At 73.5% G+C, this 14,748-nt stretch carries 12 protein-coding genes; 6 read left to right on the forward strand and 6 right to left on the reverse strand.

The genetic code is table 11. The annotated features are described in order from the left end of the window. Window positions 1-53 precede the first annotated feature (53 nt). Window positions 54-602, reverse strand: a complete 549-nt coding sequence (locus WMF42_RS32595; RefSeq protein WP_437686740.1) for an NUDIX hydrolase — start codon at window positions 600-602, stop codon at window positions 54-56. Between the two features lie 12 nt (window positions 603-614). Continuing rightward, the gene (locus WMF42_RS32600; protein WP_437686742.1) at window positions 615-2,150 is read right to left on the reverse strand and encodes a DUF882 domain-containing protein; all 1,536 of its coding nucleotides are present in this window, start codon (window positions 2,148-2,150) and stop codon (window positions 615-617) included. 637 nt (window positions 2,151-2,787) lie between these two features. Here WMF42_RS32600 and WMF42_RS32605 point away from each other — a divergent pair. From WMF42_RS32605 to WMF42_RS32620, 4 genes are all read left to right on the forward strand, one after another. Next, window positions 2,788-3,516, forward strand: a complete 729-nt coding sequence (locus tag WMF42_RS32605; RefSeq protein ID WP_437686744.1) for a hypothetical protein — start codon at window positions 2,788-2,790, stop codon at window positions 3,514-3,516. Further along, window positions 3,513-3,977: a hypothetical protein gene (locus tag WMF42_RS32610; protein WP_061613303.1), complete on the forward strand. Its 465-nt coding sequence runs from the start codon at window positions 3,513-3,515 to the stop codon at window positions 3,975-3,977. The genes WMF42_RS32605 and WMF42_RS32610 overlap by 4 nt, the downstream gene beginning before the upstream one ends. Window positions 3,978-3,979: 2 nt before the next feature. Next, window positions 3,980-4,432 (forward strand): D-aminoacyl-tRNA deacylase, encoded by a 453-nt coding sequence (gene dtd, locus WMF42_RS32615; RefSeq protein WP_061613304.1) that lies wholly within the window; start codon window positions 3,980-3,982, stop codon window positions 4,430-4,432. Between the two features lie 71 nt (window positions 4,433-4,503). Further along, window positions 4,504-5,496, forward strand: a complete 993-nt coding sequence (locus WMF42_RS32620) for a ketopantoate reductase family protein (RefSeq protein WP_061613305.1) — start codon at window positions 4,504-4,506, stop codon at window positions 5,494-5,496. Between the two features lie 76 nt (window positions 5,497-5,572). On the opposite strand, the gene pdxA is transcribed toward WMF42_RS32620, so the two are convergent. The 3 genes from pdxA to WMF42_RS32635 all read right to left on the reverse strand — a co-directional run bounded on the left by pdxA (window position 5,573) and on the right by WMF42_RS32635 (window position 9,220). Then, window positions 5,573-6,670, reverse strand: coding sequence for a 4-hydroxythreonine-4-phosphate dehydrogenase PdxA (gene pdxA / locus WMF42_RS32625; protein WP_437686747.1), 1,098 nt, complete (start codon window positions 6,668-6,670; stop codon window positions 5,573-5,575). Further along, complete coding sequence (locus WMF42_RS32630) at window positions 6,667-7,644, reverse strand: winged helix-turn-helix domain-containing protein (protein ID WP_233562015.1); 978 nt, start codon at window positions 7,642-7,644, stop codon at window positions 6,667-6,669. The genes pdxA and WMF42_RS32630 overlap by 4 nt, the downstream gene beginning before the upstream one ends. Before the next feature lie 130 nt (window positions 7,645-7,774). After that, window positions 7,775-9,220 (reverse strand): TldD/PmbA family protein, encoded by a 1,446-nt coding sequence (locus WMF42_RS32635; protein WP_061610321.1) that lies wholly within the window; start codon window positions 9,218-9,220, stop codon window positions 7,775-7,777. An 810-nt stretch (window positions 9,221-10,030) separates the two neighbouring features. On the opposite strand from WMF42_RS32635, the gene WMF42_RS32640 reads away from it, so the two are divergent. Together WMF42_RS32640 and WMF42_RS32645 are read left to right on the forward strand one after the other, a co-directional pair. Beyond that, window positions 10,031-12,799, forward strand: a complete 2,769-nt coding sequence (locus tag WMF42_RS32640; RefSeq protein WP_437686750.1) for a tetratricopeptide repeat protein — start codon at window positions 10,031-10,033, stop codon at window positions 12,797-12,799. Between the two features lie 183 nt (window positions 12,800-12,982). Continuing rightward, window positions 12,983-13,789 (forward strand): hypothetical protein, encoded by an 807-nt coding sequence (locus WMF42_RS32645; RefSeq protein ID WP_437686752.1) that lies wholly within the window; start codon window positions 12,983-12,985, stop codon window positions 13,787-13,789. Here the strand turns inward: WMF42_RS32645 and WMF42_RS32650 are convergent. After that, a complete protein-coding gene (locus tag WMF42_RS32650; protein ID WP_437686754.1) occupies window positions 13,768-14,748 on the reverse strand; it encodes a uroporphyrinogen-III synthase in 981 nt (326 codons plus the stop codon). The two genes, WMF42_RS32645 and WMF42_RS32650, sit on opposite strands and share 22 nt — an antisense overlap.

Here is a 14,748-nt window from a genome sequence, read left to right on the forward strand (position 1 = left end):
GCGCCATGGACTTTACTCCGCGTCCCGTCGCCGGCGTCCGGCGCGCGCCTCGGTCAGCGCGGCGGCGCCGCCGCGACGGCGAGCGCCCGCAGCAGGGTGATCACCGCGAGCGAGTGGCTGATCCGGCCGTCCTGCATCGCCGCGGTCACCTCGTCTGCGCTCATCACCACGGCTTCGGTGCTCTCGTGCTCGTCGCCCTCGGGCTCGCCGACCCGCCTCGCGCCGCGCGCCAGGTAGAGGAAGCAGCGATTCCCCTGGAGCGCCGGATTCGGGTGCACCCACCCGAGCGGCTCGATCGAGGCCGCCGCATATCCCGTCTCTTCCAGGAGCTCGCGTGGCGCCGCGGCGTCCGGCTCCTCCCCGGGGTCGACGATGCCCCCTGCCGTCTCGATGGTCACCGCATCGAGGCCGTGCCGGTGCTGCCGCACGAGGACGAACTCCCCTGCATCGGTGATCGCGGCCACGGAGATCCAGTCCGGGAGCTCCAGGGTGAAGGCGGTATACGAGGCGTCCGCGGCCACGACCTCGTGGCGGTGCACTGCAAGCGGACCGAAGATACCGGCGACCGTCGATGCGTGTCGGCGAGGGATCGTGATGCCCATCGGGTCTCGATACTACAGTGCCCCGCGCGCGGGCGCGCCGCTCGCCGCCTTCTCCGGCGCTGCGCTCGCCGCCTTCTCCGGCGCTGCGCTCGCCGCCTTCTCCGGCGCCGCGCTCGCCGCCTTCTCCGGCGCTGCGCTCGCCCCCTTTTCCCGCTCCGGCGCCGCGCTCGCCGCCTTCTCCGGCTCCGGCACCGCGCTCGCCGCCTTCTCCGGCACCGCGCTCGCCGCCTTTTCCAGCCCGGCGCTCACCGCCACTGCCGTCGCGGGCTTCTCGCGGCGCTCCCGCCGGAGGACCTCCTCCGTATCGTCATCGTCGCTGGACCCCCCTTCCGGCGCCGCCCGCTGCTCCTCCTGCGGCGGCGGCCACGCGGTGACGTAGCGGGGCACCTCGCCGGGCCCGGACGCGTCGATCCAGGAGACGCTCCCTGTCCCCGGCGCGCGCACGTCGATGTGCACGAACGAGCTGTTCGGATAGTACCCGCAGCCCGTATCGGCGAGCTTGCGGCAGGCGGCCGCGAGTTCGTCGTTGCGCACCCCCGCGATGCGCAGATCGAGCGCCCGCCCCGTCTGGTGCAGGCTGCCCTGGCTCTGCGGCCGGTACCCGCTCACGAGCGACACGAGCCGCCCCGGGTACCGCCGCGCGAGCGCGTCGATGCGCGAGAGCAGCCCCGGATCGAGCAGCCGCACGCCGGGCGCGATCTCCCCGGCCTGCTCCCCGCCCCGCTTGCCCCCGGCCGCTGCCCGCCTGTCGCCGGCCGACCGCCGCTTGCCGCTGGCCGCCTCCGGCTTCCGCGCAGGCGCGCGCTCGTCGGGCAGCGACGGCCGCGGCGTGCCCCACGGACGCGCGAGCAACGAGAGGGCGCGCCGGGCCTCCTCGCGCGGCCTCCCCGCGCAGTCGACGAGCTCGAGGCGCTCGGGCTCGATCCCGCTGCGATCGATCGACAGCGTCGGACCGAGGCACGGCTTCGGAGGCGCCTCGCGGCTCCCCCCCTCCCGGCTCCCCCCCTTCTTCGCCGCCCGCCGCTTGCTCTCCACCGTGCGCGCGGCCCTCTTCTTCTCCTTCCGCTTCTCCCGGGCCCCCTTCGCCGCGGCGGCCTCCTTCCCGGCCGCGCTCTCGGCCGCGCGCGGCGCCTTCCCGCCGCTGCGGCTCTTCCGCTCCTCCGCGCTGCCCCTCTTCTCATCCCTGCTCGCCCGCGCTGCAGAGGCCGCCCTGGCGTCACCGCGGCGCGGCCTCGCCCGCGCCTCTGTCCCGCGCGCGTGTCCCGCGCGCTCCACGCCCGCGACGCTCGCCGGCGAGCGCTCGCGACGGGCCTGCTTGCCGGCCTCTTCCCGGGCCTTTTCTCCGGCCTTCTCCGCGGTGTGCGCCCTGGGCAGCGGCTCCGCGTGCAGCGGCCCCGCCGGGACGGCCGGCACCGCGATGCTCACGAGCACCGACAGCACGGCAGCGCGAGCACGCGTGAGGCGAGCGCGCGGCTCCGCGCTGCGCATGGGCTCCCCCGCGACCAGCGGCGCCGCGCCTGCACTGCTCACGGATCGAAGGCTCATCATGGAAAGCTCCAGTCGGGTCGGGTGCGAATGCCATCCACCCTGGGATCGGATCTCCCAGACACGGCGTCGCCGCCCGTCCGCAGGATGGGGATTGGGAAAGGCAGTCGGCGGTCCGCTTCTTGAATCAACCAGGGGACAGGGAACCTGGGACGAGGTCAGCGACCTCGACACAGCGTCTCCAGGACGCCCCTCGCGGAAGCTCAGAAGGGATCGAGGAGCGATGCGTATCGAGGAGCTCTGGGACCGAATGTCATGAAGTGCGGAGGGCAGCCCAATTTTCTGCGGCGCTGACCAGAGGCTGTGGTAGGAACCAGCTACCTCGCGACTGCGGTCGGGTCGTGAGCGCGGATCCGGGGTGCGTGGGGGCAGAGCCCCTCATCACACGGTCCGCCGCCGGGTACCTCTCGGCGCACTGCGGCGCGACCCTTTCTCCGCGATCGACGCGATCGGCGAGAGATGGGCGTCGCGTCCCTTGAAACATCGTCCGGGCCATCGCGGATCGCGGGGGGAAGCCCGGTCCAACACGCACCAGCCTCAATCACCACACAACCGATGCAAGCGGGGCGCCACACGCGGGATGCGGAAGCCGAACCCGGTGGCGCGTCCATGATCGCTCCGAGGTTACCAGGGGCACGACATGCGGCGAATTCGTAGAGACGCAACCAAGGTCTGGCACAATCCCGAGCTCCACACCGCCTATGGCCGTGGTCAGCCGAACAGCGCGGGGCTGCCGCGCCCGACCCAGACCGGCGAGGACCGGCGGGCGGCGAAGCAACATCGCGCCGCGCTCGAGGCGCTGTTCTCCCCGCGCAAGGAGCCGGAGGCAGAGGACGGCAAGGGCACGCGCGTCAAGTCCGGGCGCGACGCCGCGTCCAAGGCGCCGGGGCGCATCGTCCTCGCGCCGCCTCCGCAGAGCGACCCGAAGGCCGTCGAGCGCCAGAAGCTCCTGTCGAAGCTTCTCTGCGCGTCGGGCCGGCCCAACATCTCCAAGGCCGCGAACGACTTCCTCCGCGCCGGCCACACGTTCCCCGCGGAGCAGGACGTGTACCTGCAGCTCCTCGAGCACAGCGACGAGCAGCGCATCCAGGAGGCGATCGACGAGCTCTCCGGCATCCTCGTCGGCGAGCTGCCGAAGCGGCGCGCCGTGCTCGAGTCGCGGCTGCGGCGCATCGAGGAGTTCGCGGAGGAGCCCGCGACGCGCGAGGCCGCCGAGCGGCTGCGCCGCCAGGTGAGCGGCAGGCCCGAGGCCCCGAGCGCGGGCGGCGCCCCCGCCGACGCGGGCTTCCAGGCGCGGCCGTCGATCCCGCAGGCCATCCCGCCCGGCGCGGCGGACGGCATCTCCGAAGCGAGCGGCGAGGCGGAATGACGCGCGCGGAATTCGAGGCCGAGCTCCGCAAGCTGATCCAGGCGTTCGAGACGGGCACCGGCAACGAGCGGTGCGTCGCGTGCGTGTCGTGCGAGCGCTGCGTCGACTGCACGTTCTGCCGCAACTCGAAGGCGCTGCAGCGGTGCCACTACTGCGTCGACACGCAGCGCAGCTCGGACAGCACGCACTGCCGCGGCTGCCGCGACCTCATCGCGTGCAGCCACTGCGTCGCGTCCGAGCGGTGCACGCAGTCGTCGTACCTCGTGCGCTCGGTCGACTGCACCGGCTGCACCTACTGCTTCGGCTGCGTGGGCCTCGTGCGCAAGGACTTCCACATCCTCAACCAGCCCTACGATCGCGGCACCTACTTCAAGCTCACGGCCAAGCTGATGCGCGAGCTCGGGCTCAGCGCGGGCAACGGCGCAGAGCCCGCCCCCGCCCCGCGCGCCGCCCAGCGCTAGCGATGCGCGCGGTCGTGCAGCGCGCGCTCGCCGCGCGCGTCGAGGTCGACGGTCAGGTGGTCGGCGCGATCGAGCGCGGCCTCGTGGTCTTCGTCGGCGCCGCGAAGGACGACGACGACGCGGACGCCGACAACGTCGCGAACAAGGTCGCGGGCCTCCGCGTGTTCAGCGACGACGCCGGCAAGATGTCGCGGGCGCTCGCGGACGTGCCCGGCGGCGGGGTGCTCGCGATCAGCCAGTTCACGGTCTTCGGCGACGTCCGCCGCGGCCTCCGGCCGAGCTTCGACGGCGCGATGGAGCCCGTGCGCGCCGAGGCGCTGTACGAGCGCTTCGTCGCCGCCCTGCGGGCGCGCGGCCTCGACGTGGCCACCGGCCGCTTCCGCGCCGACATGCGCGTATTCGTCGAGAACGACGGCCCGGTCACCATCCTGATCGATTCGAAGCGGACGTTCTGACGCCGCCCTGACGGGCGCCGTCGGCGACCGCCCCTTCCCGCGCGGCGCCGCGCACGCTAGCGAGGGCAGCCATGCGGATCAGCATCGTGGGCGCAGGCGCGCTCGGGCGCATCTACGGTGTACGCCTCGCCGCCCAGGGAGACGACGTCACGTTCGTGGTCCGGCCCGAGCGGGTCTCGGACGTACGGCCGTTCGTCATCGAGCAGGTGAACAGCGCCGATCGCCGCGACACGCTGGAGCGCCCGCGCCTCGCGGCCGACATCCCGGCCGACACGGACGTCGTCCTGGTCACCGTGCGCTTCGATCAGCTCGCCCCCCGGCCCGACCTCGACGGGGTCGCGCCGCGCGCCGACGGGCGCAGGACGGTCGCGGAGCTCCTCCGCGGCGGGCCGGCCGCCCCCGTGGTGGTGCTCACGCCGCTCATGCCCCCGGAGCGCGCGGCGCTCGAGGAGGCCGCCGAGCGCCGCATCACCCCCGCGATGCCGAGCGTCTCGGGCTACCTCGATGAGCGCGGCGTGGTCCGCACCTGGATCGTCGGGTTCACGTCGACGCTCATCGACGAGGACGGCGGCGCCCCCGCGGAGCGACCGGCGCTCGACGAGCTCGCGCGTCGCCTCACGATCGCCGACATCCCGGCGCGGCTCGAGCGCGACGTGGGCGCGCAGAACCTCGCCACCACGATCGCTTTCTTCCCGCTGATCGCCGCCATCGACGCGGGCGGCGGCACCAGCGCGCTCGTCGCGGACGAGGGCGTGCTCGGCACCGCGCTCGAGGCCACGAAGGAGTGCGCGGCGCTCGCGGGCCGGATGGGCGACGTGGCCCCGTGGACGACGCTGCTGACCCGGGCGATCGGCCCGCTCACGCTGAAGCCCGGCGTCGCGCTCGTGCGCCTCCTGGCCCCCGAGGCGCTGCGCTTCCTCGACGTCCACTTCGGGCCCAAGCTCCGCGCGCAGCACCTCGCGATGGGCGCCACCGTCGTCGCGCTCGGCCGCGAGCGCGGCGTGAGCCTGCCGGCTCTCGAGCGGCTGCTGGCCGTGCTCGAGCGCCGACCCGAGGCGCGCTGACGGGCGCCGGCGCGCTGACGAGCGCCGGCGCGCTGACGGGCGCCGGCGCGCTGACGGGCGCCGGCGCGCGGCCGCGTCAGCGCGCGGCCGCGAGCTGCGCCGCGAGCGCGATCGCCTCGCGCATGCCGCGCGGGTCGGCGCGCCCCGTGCCCGCGAGGTCGTAGGCGGTTCCGTGGTCGACGCTCGTGCGCACGATCGGCAGGCCCAGCGTGACGTTCACCGCCTCGCCGAAGCCGAGGAGCTTGCTCGGGATCGTGGCCTGGTCGTGGTACATCGCGACCACCCCGTCGAGCGCGCCCCGCGCCGCGAGCCGGAAGGCCGTCTCCGCGCCGACCGGCCCCGTGAGTTCCGCCGCCAGCCCCGACCGCGCGAGCCGCCGCGCCGCGAGCCGGATCCCCGGCGCGATCCGCACCTGCTCCTCGTCGCCGAGCAGCCCGCCCTCGCCGGCGTGCGGGTTCAGCGCGGCGACCGCGACGCGCGGCTTCTCGCGGCCGAGATCCGACAGCAGCCGCGCGAGCCACACCGCGGCGCGCGCCACCTCGCGCGGGCTCACCGCCTCGGGCACCTCGCGCAGCGGCACGTGGGTCGTCACGAGCGCGGTCACGAGCTTGCCCGAGGCGAACGCCATCGTGACCTCGCGCGCGCGGAGCCGCCGCCCCAGGTGCTCGGTGTGCCCGAGGAAATCCGCCGACCCCGGCGCGCCGCTCGTGGCGATCGCGTGCTTCGACGCGGGCCCCGTGACCAGCGCCGCGGCGACGCCGTCGCGCACCAGGTCGGTCGCCATGTCGATCCACGCGAGCTGCGCCGCGCCGTCCTCGGCCTCGGGCCGGCCGAACGCGCTCGGCCGCGAGAGCCGCGCGCTGCCCGCCCAGACGCCGATCTCGCCGGGCGCGAGCTGCGCGACGGCGGCGCTCCCGTCGACAACGACGAGCCGGCGGGCGGCGACGCGGACGAGCCGCGCGGCGCGCCGGAGGACCGCCTCGTCGCCGACGAGCACGCAGCGCACGCCCTCGACGGACGCCGCGCCGGCCACGGACACCTCCGGGCCGACCCCGCTGGGGCAACCGACGCTGATCGCGACGATCGGCGGCGCCACGGCGCTGCGCGAGCGACCTCCGCCGCGCGCCGCGCCGGCGCCGGCGCGCGGAGCGCGGCGGCGGTCAGGCGACGTCATCGGGTGATACGCCGCTCGCGCCCGGTGGTCGCAGCGCCGGTCGCCGACGTCCCCGATCGCCGCTCCGCCCGCGCAGCGTCCTCGCGCTCGTCGTCGCCGTCCTCGTCGTCGCCGTCCTCGTCGTCGCCGTCCTCGTCGCCCTCGTCGTCGCCGTCCTCGTCCTCGTCGCCCTCGTCACGCTCGTCGCGAGACTCCCCGCGCTCGTCACCGTGGGCGTCCGCGCCGGCTCCGCCCCGCTGCGTCGCGCGGGCCGCATCGCCGCCCTCGGGACCGCCGGAGCCCGGCAGGGGCGATTCGAGCCGGTACCCAGCCCCGCGCAGCGTGACGAGCGGCAGCGCCGCGCCGAGCTTCGCCCGGAGGCGCCTCACGTGGATGTCGACGGTCCGCGCGCCGCCCTCGTACTGGCTCCCCCAGACGCGCCGGAGCAGCTCCGTCCGCGACACAACCTTGCCGCGCCGCTCGCACACGTACGAGAGCAGCGCGAACTCCTTCGCGGTGAGCGGCACGTGCATGCCGCCAACCGACACGTCGTGGGCCGCGCGATCGATGACGATCGCGCCCACCTTCACGCGCTCCTCGGTCGCGAACTCGCTGCGGCGCCACTCGACCAGGCGCACGCGAGCGTAGAGCTCGGCGGGCACGTACGGCACCAGCAGGAAGTCGTCGAAGCCGCTCGACGGCTCGATCCGCGCGATCTGCGCCACGCTCACCGCGACGAGCGCGCCGACCTCCTCGAGGCGCGGCTCGCGGCGCAGCGCGCGCAGCGCCGCCGCGGCCAGGTCCGGTCGATCGAGCGCCTCGACGACGATCGCCCGCGCCTTGCTCTCGTCGTCGACGAAGAGCCGCGGCGGATCGTCCCAGAGGTCGAGGGTCCGCACATCAGCGCCCAGCGAGCGCAGGACCGACGCGGCGCCCTCGTCGCGCTCCAGGTCAGGTCCGTGTCCGACAATGGCAATGAAGGAACGACGCGCCATGTCCGCCCCGTATACGGGTGCGGCGTCGGGCCCGCAAGACGCACCGCGCTAAACACACCAACACCGCGGCGAGGCTCACGTTTCCGCTGTGTTTCGATCGAAGAAATCAGCCGAATTCCGGCCGATGCAATCAGCCGATCCGCGTTCCGCCGACCGTGATCAGATCGATCTTGATTGTGGGGCAGCCAACGCCGACCGGAACGCTCTGTCCGTCCTTGCCGCACGTCCAGATGCCGTCGGAGGTCGCCACGTCGTGGCCGAGCATCGTGACGCGCCGGAGCACCTCGGGGCCGTTTCCGATGAGGTTCACGCCCTTGAGCGGCGCTGTCAGCTTGCCGTCCTCGATGAGGTAGCTCTCGGTCAGCGAGAAGACGAAGTCGCCGTTCGAGATGTCGACCTGCCCGCCGCCGAACTTCTTCGCGAAGACGCCGCGCTTCACGGACCTCACGATCTCCTCGGGATCGTGCGGGCCGGCGAGCAGGATGGTGTTCGTCATCCGGGGCATCGGCGCGGCGGCGAAGCTCTCGCGCCGCCCGTTGCCGGTCGGCGTGATGCCGTAGTGCTTGGCCGAGAGCCGGTCGTGCATGTACCCGACGAGCTTGCCGTTCTCGATCAGCGTGCTGCGCTCGGGCTCGTGGCCCTCGTCGTCCACGTTGATCGTGCCGCGCGACTGGAGGAGGGTCGCGTCGTCGACCACCGTGCAGAGCGGGCTCGCGACCTCCTTGCCGATCTGCCCCGAGTAGTTGCTCGTCCCCTTGCGGTTGAAGTCGGCCTCGAGGCCGTGCCCCACCGCCTCGTGGAGCAGGATGCCGCTGTCGCCCGGGGCGAGCACGACGTTCATCTCGCCGGCGGGCGCGTCGCGCGCGTCGAGCATCGCGACCGCCTGGCGCGCCGCCTCCTCGGCGTGCCACTCCGGCGACTTGCCCTCGAAGTAGGCCGTCGTCATGCGCCCGCCGCCGCCGCTCGAGCCTTCCTGGCGCTTGCCGCTGCGCTCGGCGAGCGCCCGCACGCCGAAGCGGAGCAGCGGCTGGACGTCGTGCGCCATCCGCCCGTCGCTCGTGGCCACGAGCACCTCGCGCACCTCCTCGGCGAAGCTGGCCTCCACCTTGACGATGCTGGGATCGAAGGCGAGCGCCGCGGCGCTGGCGCGCTCGAGCAGCGCTCGCTTGTCGAGGCCGGGGACGTCGAGCGAGACGAAGGGCAGCTCGTAGCGGCCCGGCAGCTCGCGGCGGCGGAGCTCGATCTTCTGGTTGCCGCCGGAGCCCGTCGCGATCTGCGCCGCCGTCTCGGCCGCGCGCTTCATCGCCTCCCAGGTGAGGTCCTCCGTGTACGCGTAGCCGGTCGCGTCGCCCCGCTGGACGCGGACGCCGACCCCCATCGACACGCCGCGCGACGCCGCCTTGAGGATGCCCTCGTCGAACGTGAACCCGCCCCCCGCCCGGTACTCGAAGAAGAGGTCGGCGTAATCGCCTCCCTTGGAGAGGGCGACCGAGAGGAGCCGCTCGCAGAGCGCTGCGTCGACGGCATTTTCCTCTCCTGGAGCGAACGGGGCGCGGTAGGCCTGGCTGCGCGACATGGTGGCCAACTCTAGGTCCATTCGCCGGGGCGGTCGAGAAGCGGTCACCACTTCGGGCCCCCCGGCGCCCTCGCTCGGCCCGGCGCGGCGCGCTCGGCGCGCAACCGTTGCGCACGGCCGCGCCCGCGCGGCGCCTCCCCGCCGGCCCCTCCGGCCAGGAATGCTGAACACCTCGTACCACCTGTTCGAGCGATCGCAGCCGCGCCCAGGAACCCGCTTCGGGGCGCGCGGCGCAGGCGACGCGAGCGACGCCGCCGACGACAGCAGAGCTCGCAGCGTGAATCCATGCCATCCCGGCCGTCGCCGACGCCGTCAGGTCAGCGCGTCCGGGGTGTCAGGCGCGCGGTCGCGTCGCGGGTGCGCGGGCGCGCGGCGCGACCGCGCGGCCGGGCGAGGTGCCGAGATGTGTGCAGAAATGTGCAAGAAGGTCGCTCGACTGCTATGCTTTGAGCTGTCTTCGCGTGGATGGCGGCGCTGGCCGTCTTCTCCGTGATCTTCGCACTTCCCCGGCTGATCGGCGCGCTTTTACCTCGTAGGGCGCGCTCTTCCACACGCCTCGACCGGACCTGCCTAGCGTCCGACCGGGGCGGGGGCCTGACGCCATTGCGCCATGCGGTCGCCGCGCTCCCCACAAGGACGCGCGGGAGCGCATGCTGCAAACAAGCACCTTGGCGGTAGCTTCCGGAACTTCCGATGCCACGCGCTTGTACGTGGTAGCGGGATTGGCTAGGTGTTTTTAGGTGAGGTGAGGGATGCCGACGGGGCGCCCGAGCAACGCCTCGCTGCCCTCAGTAGGAGACTCCCATCGCCGTGGCGGTCGATCGCGACAAGGTACTCCAGACCGCGCAGAAGTTTGTCGAGCGGAAGCGCTTCGACAAGGCCATCGTCGAGTACCAGAAGCTGGTCGCGGAGGATCCGAAGGACGTCCGGACGCTGCTCAAGATCGGCGACCTCTACCTGCGGACGGAGGAGTACGTCGAGGCGATCACCACGTACGAGCGCGTCGGCCAGTTCTACTCCCTTCAGGGCTTCGCGCTCAAGGCGATCGCCGTTTACAAGCAGATCCGCGAGATCATCCACAAGCACGTCCCGCAGCACGAGGACCGCTTCGGCCACATCGTCCCGCGCCTCGCGGAGATCTACACGCAGCTCGGGCTCACGAGCGACGCGCTCGCGGCCTATGACGAGGTCGCGACGCGCCTGCTCCGCGCGGGGCGGGACCGCGACGCGATCGACATCTTCAAGCGGGTCGTCGACCTCGATCCGAACAACCCGCTTGCGTATCTCCGCCTCGCCGAGGCGCTGATCCGGGTCCGCGACTACGACGCCGCGATCCAGCGCTTCGGGACGGCGGCCGAGCTCCTGCTCAAGCTGGGGAGGCGCGACGACGCGCTGAAGGTCGTCGAGCGCCTGCTGCAGCACCGCCCGGACGCCCGCTTCGCCCGCATGGCCGCCGAGATCTACCTCGACCGCGGCGATCCGAGCGACGGGATGTCGGCCCTCACCAAGCTGCAGATCGCGTTCAAGGAGAACCCGCGGGATCTGGAGACGCTCGCGCTCCTCGCCCGCGCCTTCGACCTGCTCGGGCAGCCGGCCAAGGCGATCGAGGTGCAGAAGGAGTCGGCGCGCATCGCCAAGGAGGCGGGGCGGCTCGACCAGTTCAACGTCCTCGTCTCCGCCCTGGTCGCGCGCGCCCCGAACGACGAGGGCGTCCGCCAGCTCGCCTCCCAGGTCGGAGCGGCGCGGAGCACGCGCGCGTCGATCGACGTCGAGCTCGAGGAGGACGAGGGCGACGAGCCGGAGGAGCTCGAGGTCGAGGACGTCGAGCCCTCGTCCGCGGCGCCCATCCCGCTGCGCGCGTCGCAGCCCTCGACGACCCCGGTGGCGAGCCCGCGGCAGCTCGTCGCCCACGCCGAGAGCTTCCGGCGCGACCGCCAGTATGACAAGGCGGTCGCCCTCCTCAGGGGCGGCATCGCGCGGCTGCCAGCCGCGCGGGAGCTGCGCGAGAAGCTCTGCGACATCCTGATCGAGGCGGGCGACCAGGACGGAGCGGTCGAGGAGATGCTCGCGTTCGCGCATCAGCTCGCCGGCGAAGACGCCGTCGACGAGGCCGCGAGGCTGCTCGACGAGGTGCTGCTCCTCGATCCGGGGAACGCCCAGGCCACGGAGATGCTCAACCTGCTCGGCTACGCCGTGCCGCAGGAGGAGGAGCTCGCCGACGAGGAGCACACAGGCCCGGAGGTCTCGCCGACGTCCGACGAGAACGACGCGTACGCGTCCGAGGTGCCGAGCCAGGACCTCTACGACCCCGACGCGCCGCTGCCCGCGTATACCCTCGACGAAGACGGCGTCGTCGAGGCGCTCCCGCGGCGGCCGCAGCTCGTCACGCACCTCGACGACCCGTTCGCGAACGAGCCGCCGCTGCCGAGCTTCCCGATCGACGACGTCGAGGAGGTCGAAGAGGTCGAGGACGTCGAGGAGGTCGAGGACGACGACGACGAGGAGACCGCGTCGGTCAACCCGAGCCGCTCGCCCGCGCACCCGCTCGCCGTGGCGGCTTCTCAGGCGCCGCCGGCGCCGTCCCCGTCGTCGATGCCCCCGCCGCCCGTGCTCGCCGCGCCGCCGGCCCTGTACAGCCCGTCGTCGGTCCGGCCTGCGTCGGTCCGGCCGGCGTCGGCTCGGCCGACGTCCGCCCGCTCGGTGCCGCCGGGATCGCTGCGGCGCGCGGACGCCCTGGACGAGGACGCGCTCGAGGAGGTCGAGTTCTTCGCGCAGCACGGGATGTTCGAGGAGGCGCGGAACCTCCTCGAGGAGCAGCTCGCGCGGCTGCCGAACCACCCGCTCCTGATGGAGCGGCTGCGCGAGGTCACCGAGCTGGCGTCGCAGACGCGCGTGGCGACCGACAACCAGAGCGGCACGCGGGTCGTCCCGCGCGGCAGCGAGCGGCCGGACGAGGATCGCGCGTTCGACATCGCCGAGTCGCTGAAGATGATCGACGAGCTCGAGGTGGCGCCGGGCTCGGTGACGGGCGTCCAGGACGATCCTCGACAGGTCAGCGTCGAGAGCGTGTTCGAGCAGTTCAAGGCGGGGGTGGCGGCGCAGGTCTCGGAGTCCGACGCGTCGACGCACTACGATCTCGGCGTGGCCTACAAGGAGATGGGCCTCTACGCGGACGCCATCGCCGAGTTCGAGCTCGCCTCCCGCGACCCGGGGCGGGAGTGCGTCTGCCAGTCGATGATCGGCGTGACCCACCTCCAGATGGGCGACATCGAGGCGGGCATCGACGCGCTCATCCGCGGGCTGCACGCCTCGCACAAGACGGTCGAGCAGGAGCTCGCGCTGACGTACGAGATCGCGAACGCCTACGAGATGCTCGGTGTTCCCGAGCAGGCGCTCTATTACTTCCAGCGCGTCGCCCGGATGAGCCCGAGCTACAGCGACCCGCGCGGCAGCGTCGCGGAGCGGCTGCGCCGCATCGACGTCCCGAAGCCCGCCGCGCGCGCCGTCGGCGCGGAGATGATCGCGGACGAGTTCGACTCCGCCTTCGACGATCTCCTCCCGAGCGGCAAGCTGCCCTGAGCGCAGCCCGCGGCGCTCGCGGGCGCCGGGGCGAACCTCAACCTCGGTCGGGCGAACCTCAACCTCGGTCGGGCGAGCCTCAACCTCGGTCGGGCGAACCTCAACCTCGGTCGGGGAGTCCGTGGAAATCCGCGGAACGCCAGAAAGTGGGCCATGACGGGCGCTCTCGGATACCGGGGGTGCATGAACCGACCGCTCCTCTTCGCCGCCCTCACGTCGATCCTGACCGCTGGCTGCGGTGCCGGGATCGAAACGAACGCTCGAGTCGGCCGCCCCCGCGACGCCGCCGCGAAGGTGGCGGCCGAAGCGCGGCGCGATGTCGCGCAGCGCGCGAAGGGCGCGACCGACGAGGGGGACCCGAGCGCCGAGGAGGCGGCCGCCGCGCGCAAGCCCGGTGATTACGTGGCCTACCGGTTCTCGGGCAGCTTCAGGAAGACGCCGCTGCTCCTCACGCAGCGGGTTGTCGCGCGCGAGGGGGACGTCCTCGTCGTCGACGTGACCCTCGAGGGCGACAAGGAGACCGAGGCGCTGCGGGTCCGCATGAGCGACGCGCCCAGCCGGCGCGGCGAGATCCTCAGCGCCGCGTGGATCGACGATGTCGCCGAGCGCCCGGCGACCCTCGCGGCCTACGACGCGATGATGGCCAAGACCGCGCTCGCCGCCGACGAGAACGAGGAGGTGCTCGGCACCGAGGCGGTGCACGTCGAGGTCGGCGGCGCCCCCATCGCCTGCCAGAAGACCAGCTTCCGCGTGCGCATCGGCAGGACGAAGGCGACGATGCGCACGCTCCAGAGCGACGACTTCGCCTGGGGCGACGTGGGCGGCGAGATCACCGCCGAGGACGGCCGCGTGCTCTACCGGGCCGAGCTGATCGACAGGGGACACACGGACGCGCCGCGCGCGGCCGCGGCGATCGCCGGCGCGTCGCCCCGCCCCGAGGCGCGGCCGGCGACGGTGGCGCAGTCCGCCTACGAAGAGGACGAGGACTGAGCCGACGCGGGCGCGTCGCCCTGGTTCCCCTTGCGCGCGAGGATCTCGCCCGAGCGCGCGGCCGCCGCCTTGACCAGGTGGCCCATCTTCGGGTGCTCGGGCTCGAAATCCGGCTCGATCCCCTCCGCGCGGAGCGCCTCCGTGCAGACAGGCCCGATCGACGCCACCACGCCCCGCGCGAGCCCGGCGCGCAGCCGCTCGACGAGCCCCTCCTCGGCCGCCACGAGGAGCGCGTGCTCGACCTGCGCGCGGCTCGTGAACAGCGTGATCGCCGCGCCGCCGTCCGCCAGCAAGCGCAGCCCCTGCCGGAGGGCCGCTGTGTCGTCCGGGAGCGCCCACCGGTACACCGGCACCGGCGTCACCCGGGCGCCGGCCGCCTCGAGCCCGGCGTAGAGCTCGTGGCTCGGCGCCCCGTGCTCCTGCACGGCGATGCGCTTGCCGCTCAGGTCGCCGAGCCCGCGGACGACCTCGAGGATCTCTCGCCAGGTGTTCGGCTCGGGCACGGTGACGAACCGGGTCACGCCCAGCTCGCGCAGCGCCGCGGCCGGCTTGGGACCGCGCACCACGAGCTGCACGGAAGACAGGGCCGCAGCCATGAGGGAGATGCCCTGGGCCCCCGCGTTACCGTCCTGGTCGGACGCAATGCCCTCACCCCGAGCGGGCTCGAGCGCGGGCGCCGCCTCGGCCACGAGCGCCCTGGTCCCGACGCCGGTCAACAGGATCACGAGGTCGAGCTCGGCGCCCGTGAGGCGCCGCGCGAAGTCGAGCGCGCGCTCGTTGCGCTCGATCGTGACCTCGCGGAGGGCCGGCGCGGTGACGGGCGCCCCGCCGTACCGCTGGATCAGCGAGGCCATCTCGGCAGCGCGGCGGCTCTCGAACGTGATGACGCGGCGCCCTGCGAAGTCGGGTGACGCTGGAGGCGAGGGACGGTCGTTCAGGGGGTGGGTGGGCGTGCTCAC

The sequence above is a fragment of the Sorangium sp. So ce176 genome (genome assembly GCF_051519835.1).
GTDB lineage: Bacteria > Myxococcota_A > Polyangia > Polyangiales > Polyangiaceae > Sorangium > Sorangium cellulosum_G.

Excerpts from the sequence above, each read along its gene's own strand:
- WMF42_RS32595 (WP_437686740.1), bottom strand. The coding sequence starts at position 602 with ATGGGCATCACGATCCCTCGCCGACACGCATCGACGGTCGCCGGTATC.
- WMF42_RS32600 (WP_437686742.1), bottom strand. The coding sequence starts at position 2,150 with ATGATGAGCCTTCGATCCGTGAGCAGTGCAGGCGCGGCGCCGCTGGTC.
- WMF42_RS32605 (WP_437686744.1), top strand. The coding sequence starts at position 2,788 with ATGCGGCGAATTCGTAGAGACGCAACCAAGGTCTGGCACAATCCCGAG.
- WMF42_RS32610 (WP_061613303.1), top strand. The coding sequence starts at position 3,513 with ATGACGCGCGCGGAATTCGAGGCCGAGCTCCGCAAGCTGATCCAGGCG.
- dtd (WP_061613304.1), top strand. The coding sequence starts at position 3,980 with ATGCGCGCGGTCGTGCAGCGCGCGCTCGCCGCGCGCGTCGAGGTCGAC.
- WMF42_RS32620 (WP_061613305.1), top strand. The coding sequence starts at position 4,504 with ATGCGGATCAGCATCGTGGGCGCAGGCGCGCTCGGGCGCATCTACGGT.
- pdxA (WP_437686747.1), bottom strand. The coding sequence starts at position 6,670 with ATGACGTCGCCTGACCGCCGCCGCGCTCCGCGCGCCGGCGCCGGCGCG.
- WMF42_RS32630 (WP_233562015.1), bottom strand. The coding sequence starts at position 7,644 with ATGGCGCGTCGTTCCTTCATTGCCATTGTCGGACACGGACCTGACCTG.
- WMF42_RS32635 (WP_061610321.1), bottom strand. The coding sequence starts at position 9,220 with ATGTCGCGCAGCCAGGCCTACCGCGCCCCGTTCGCTCCAGGAGAGGAA.
- WMF42_RS32645 (WP_437686752.1), top strand. The coding sequence starts at position 12,983 with ATGAACCGACCGCTCCTCTTCGCCGCCCTCACGTCGATCCTGACCGCT.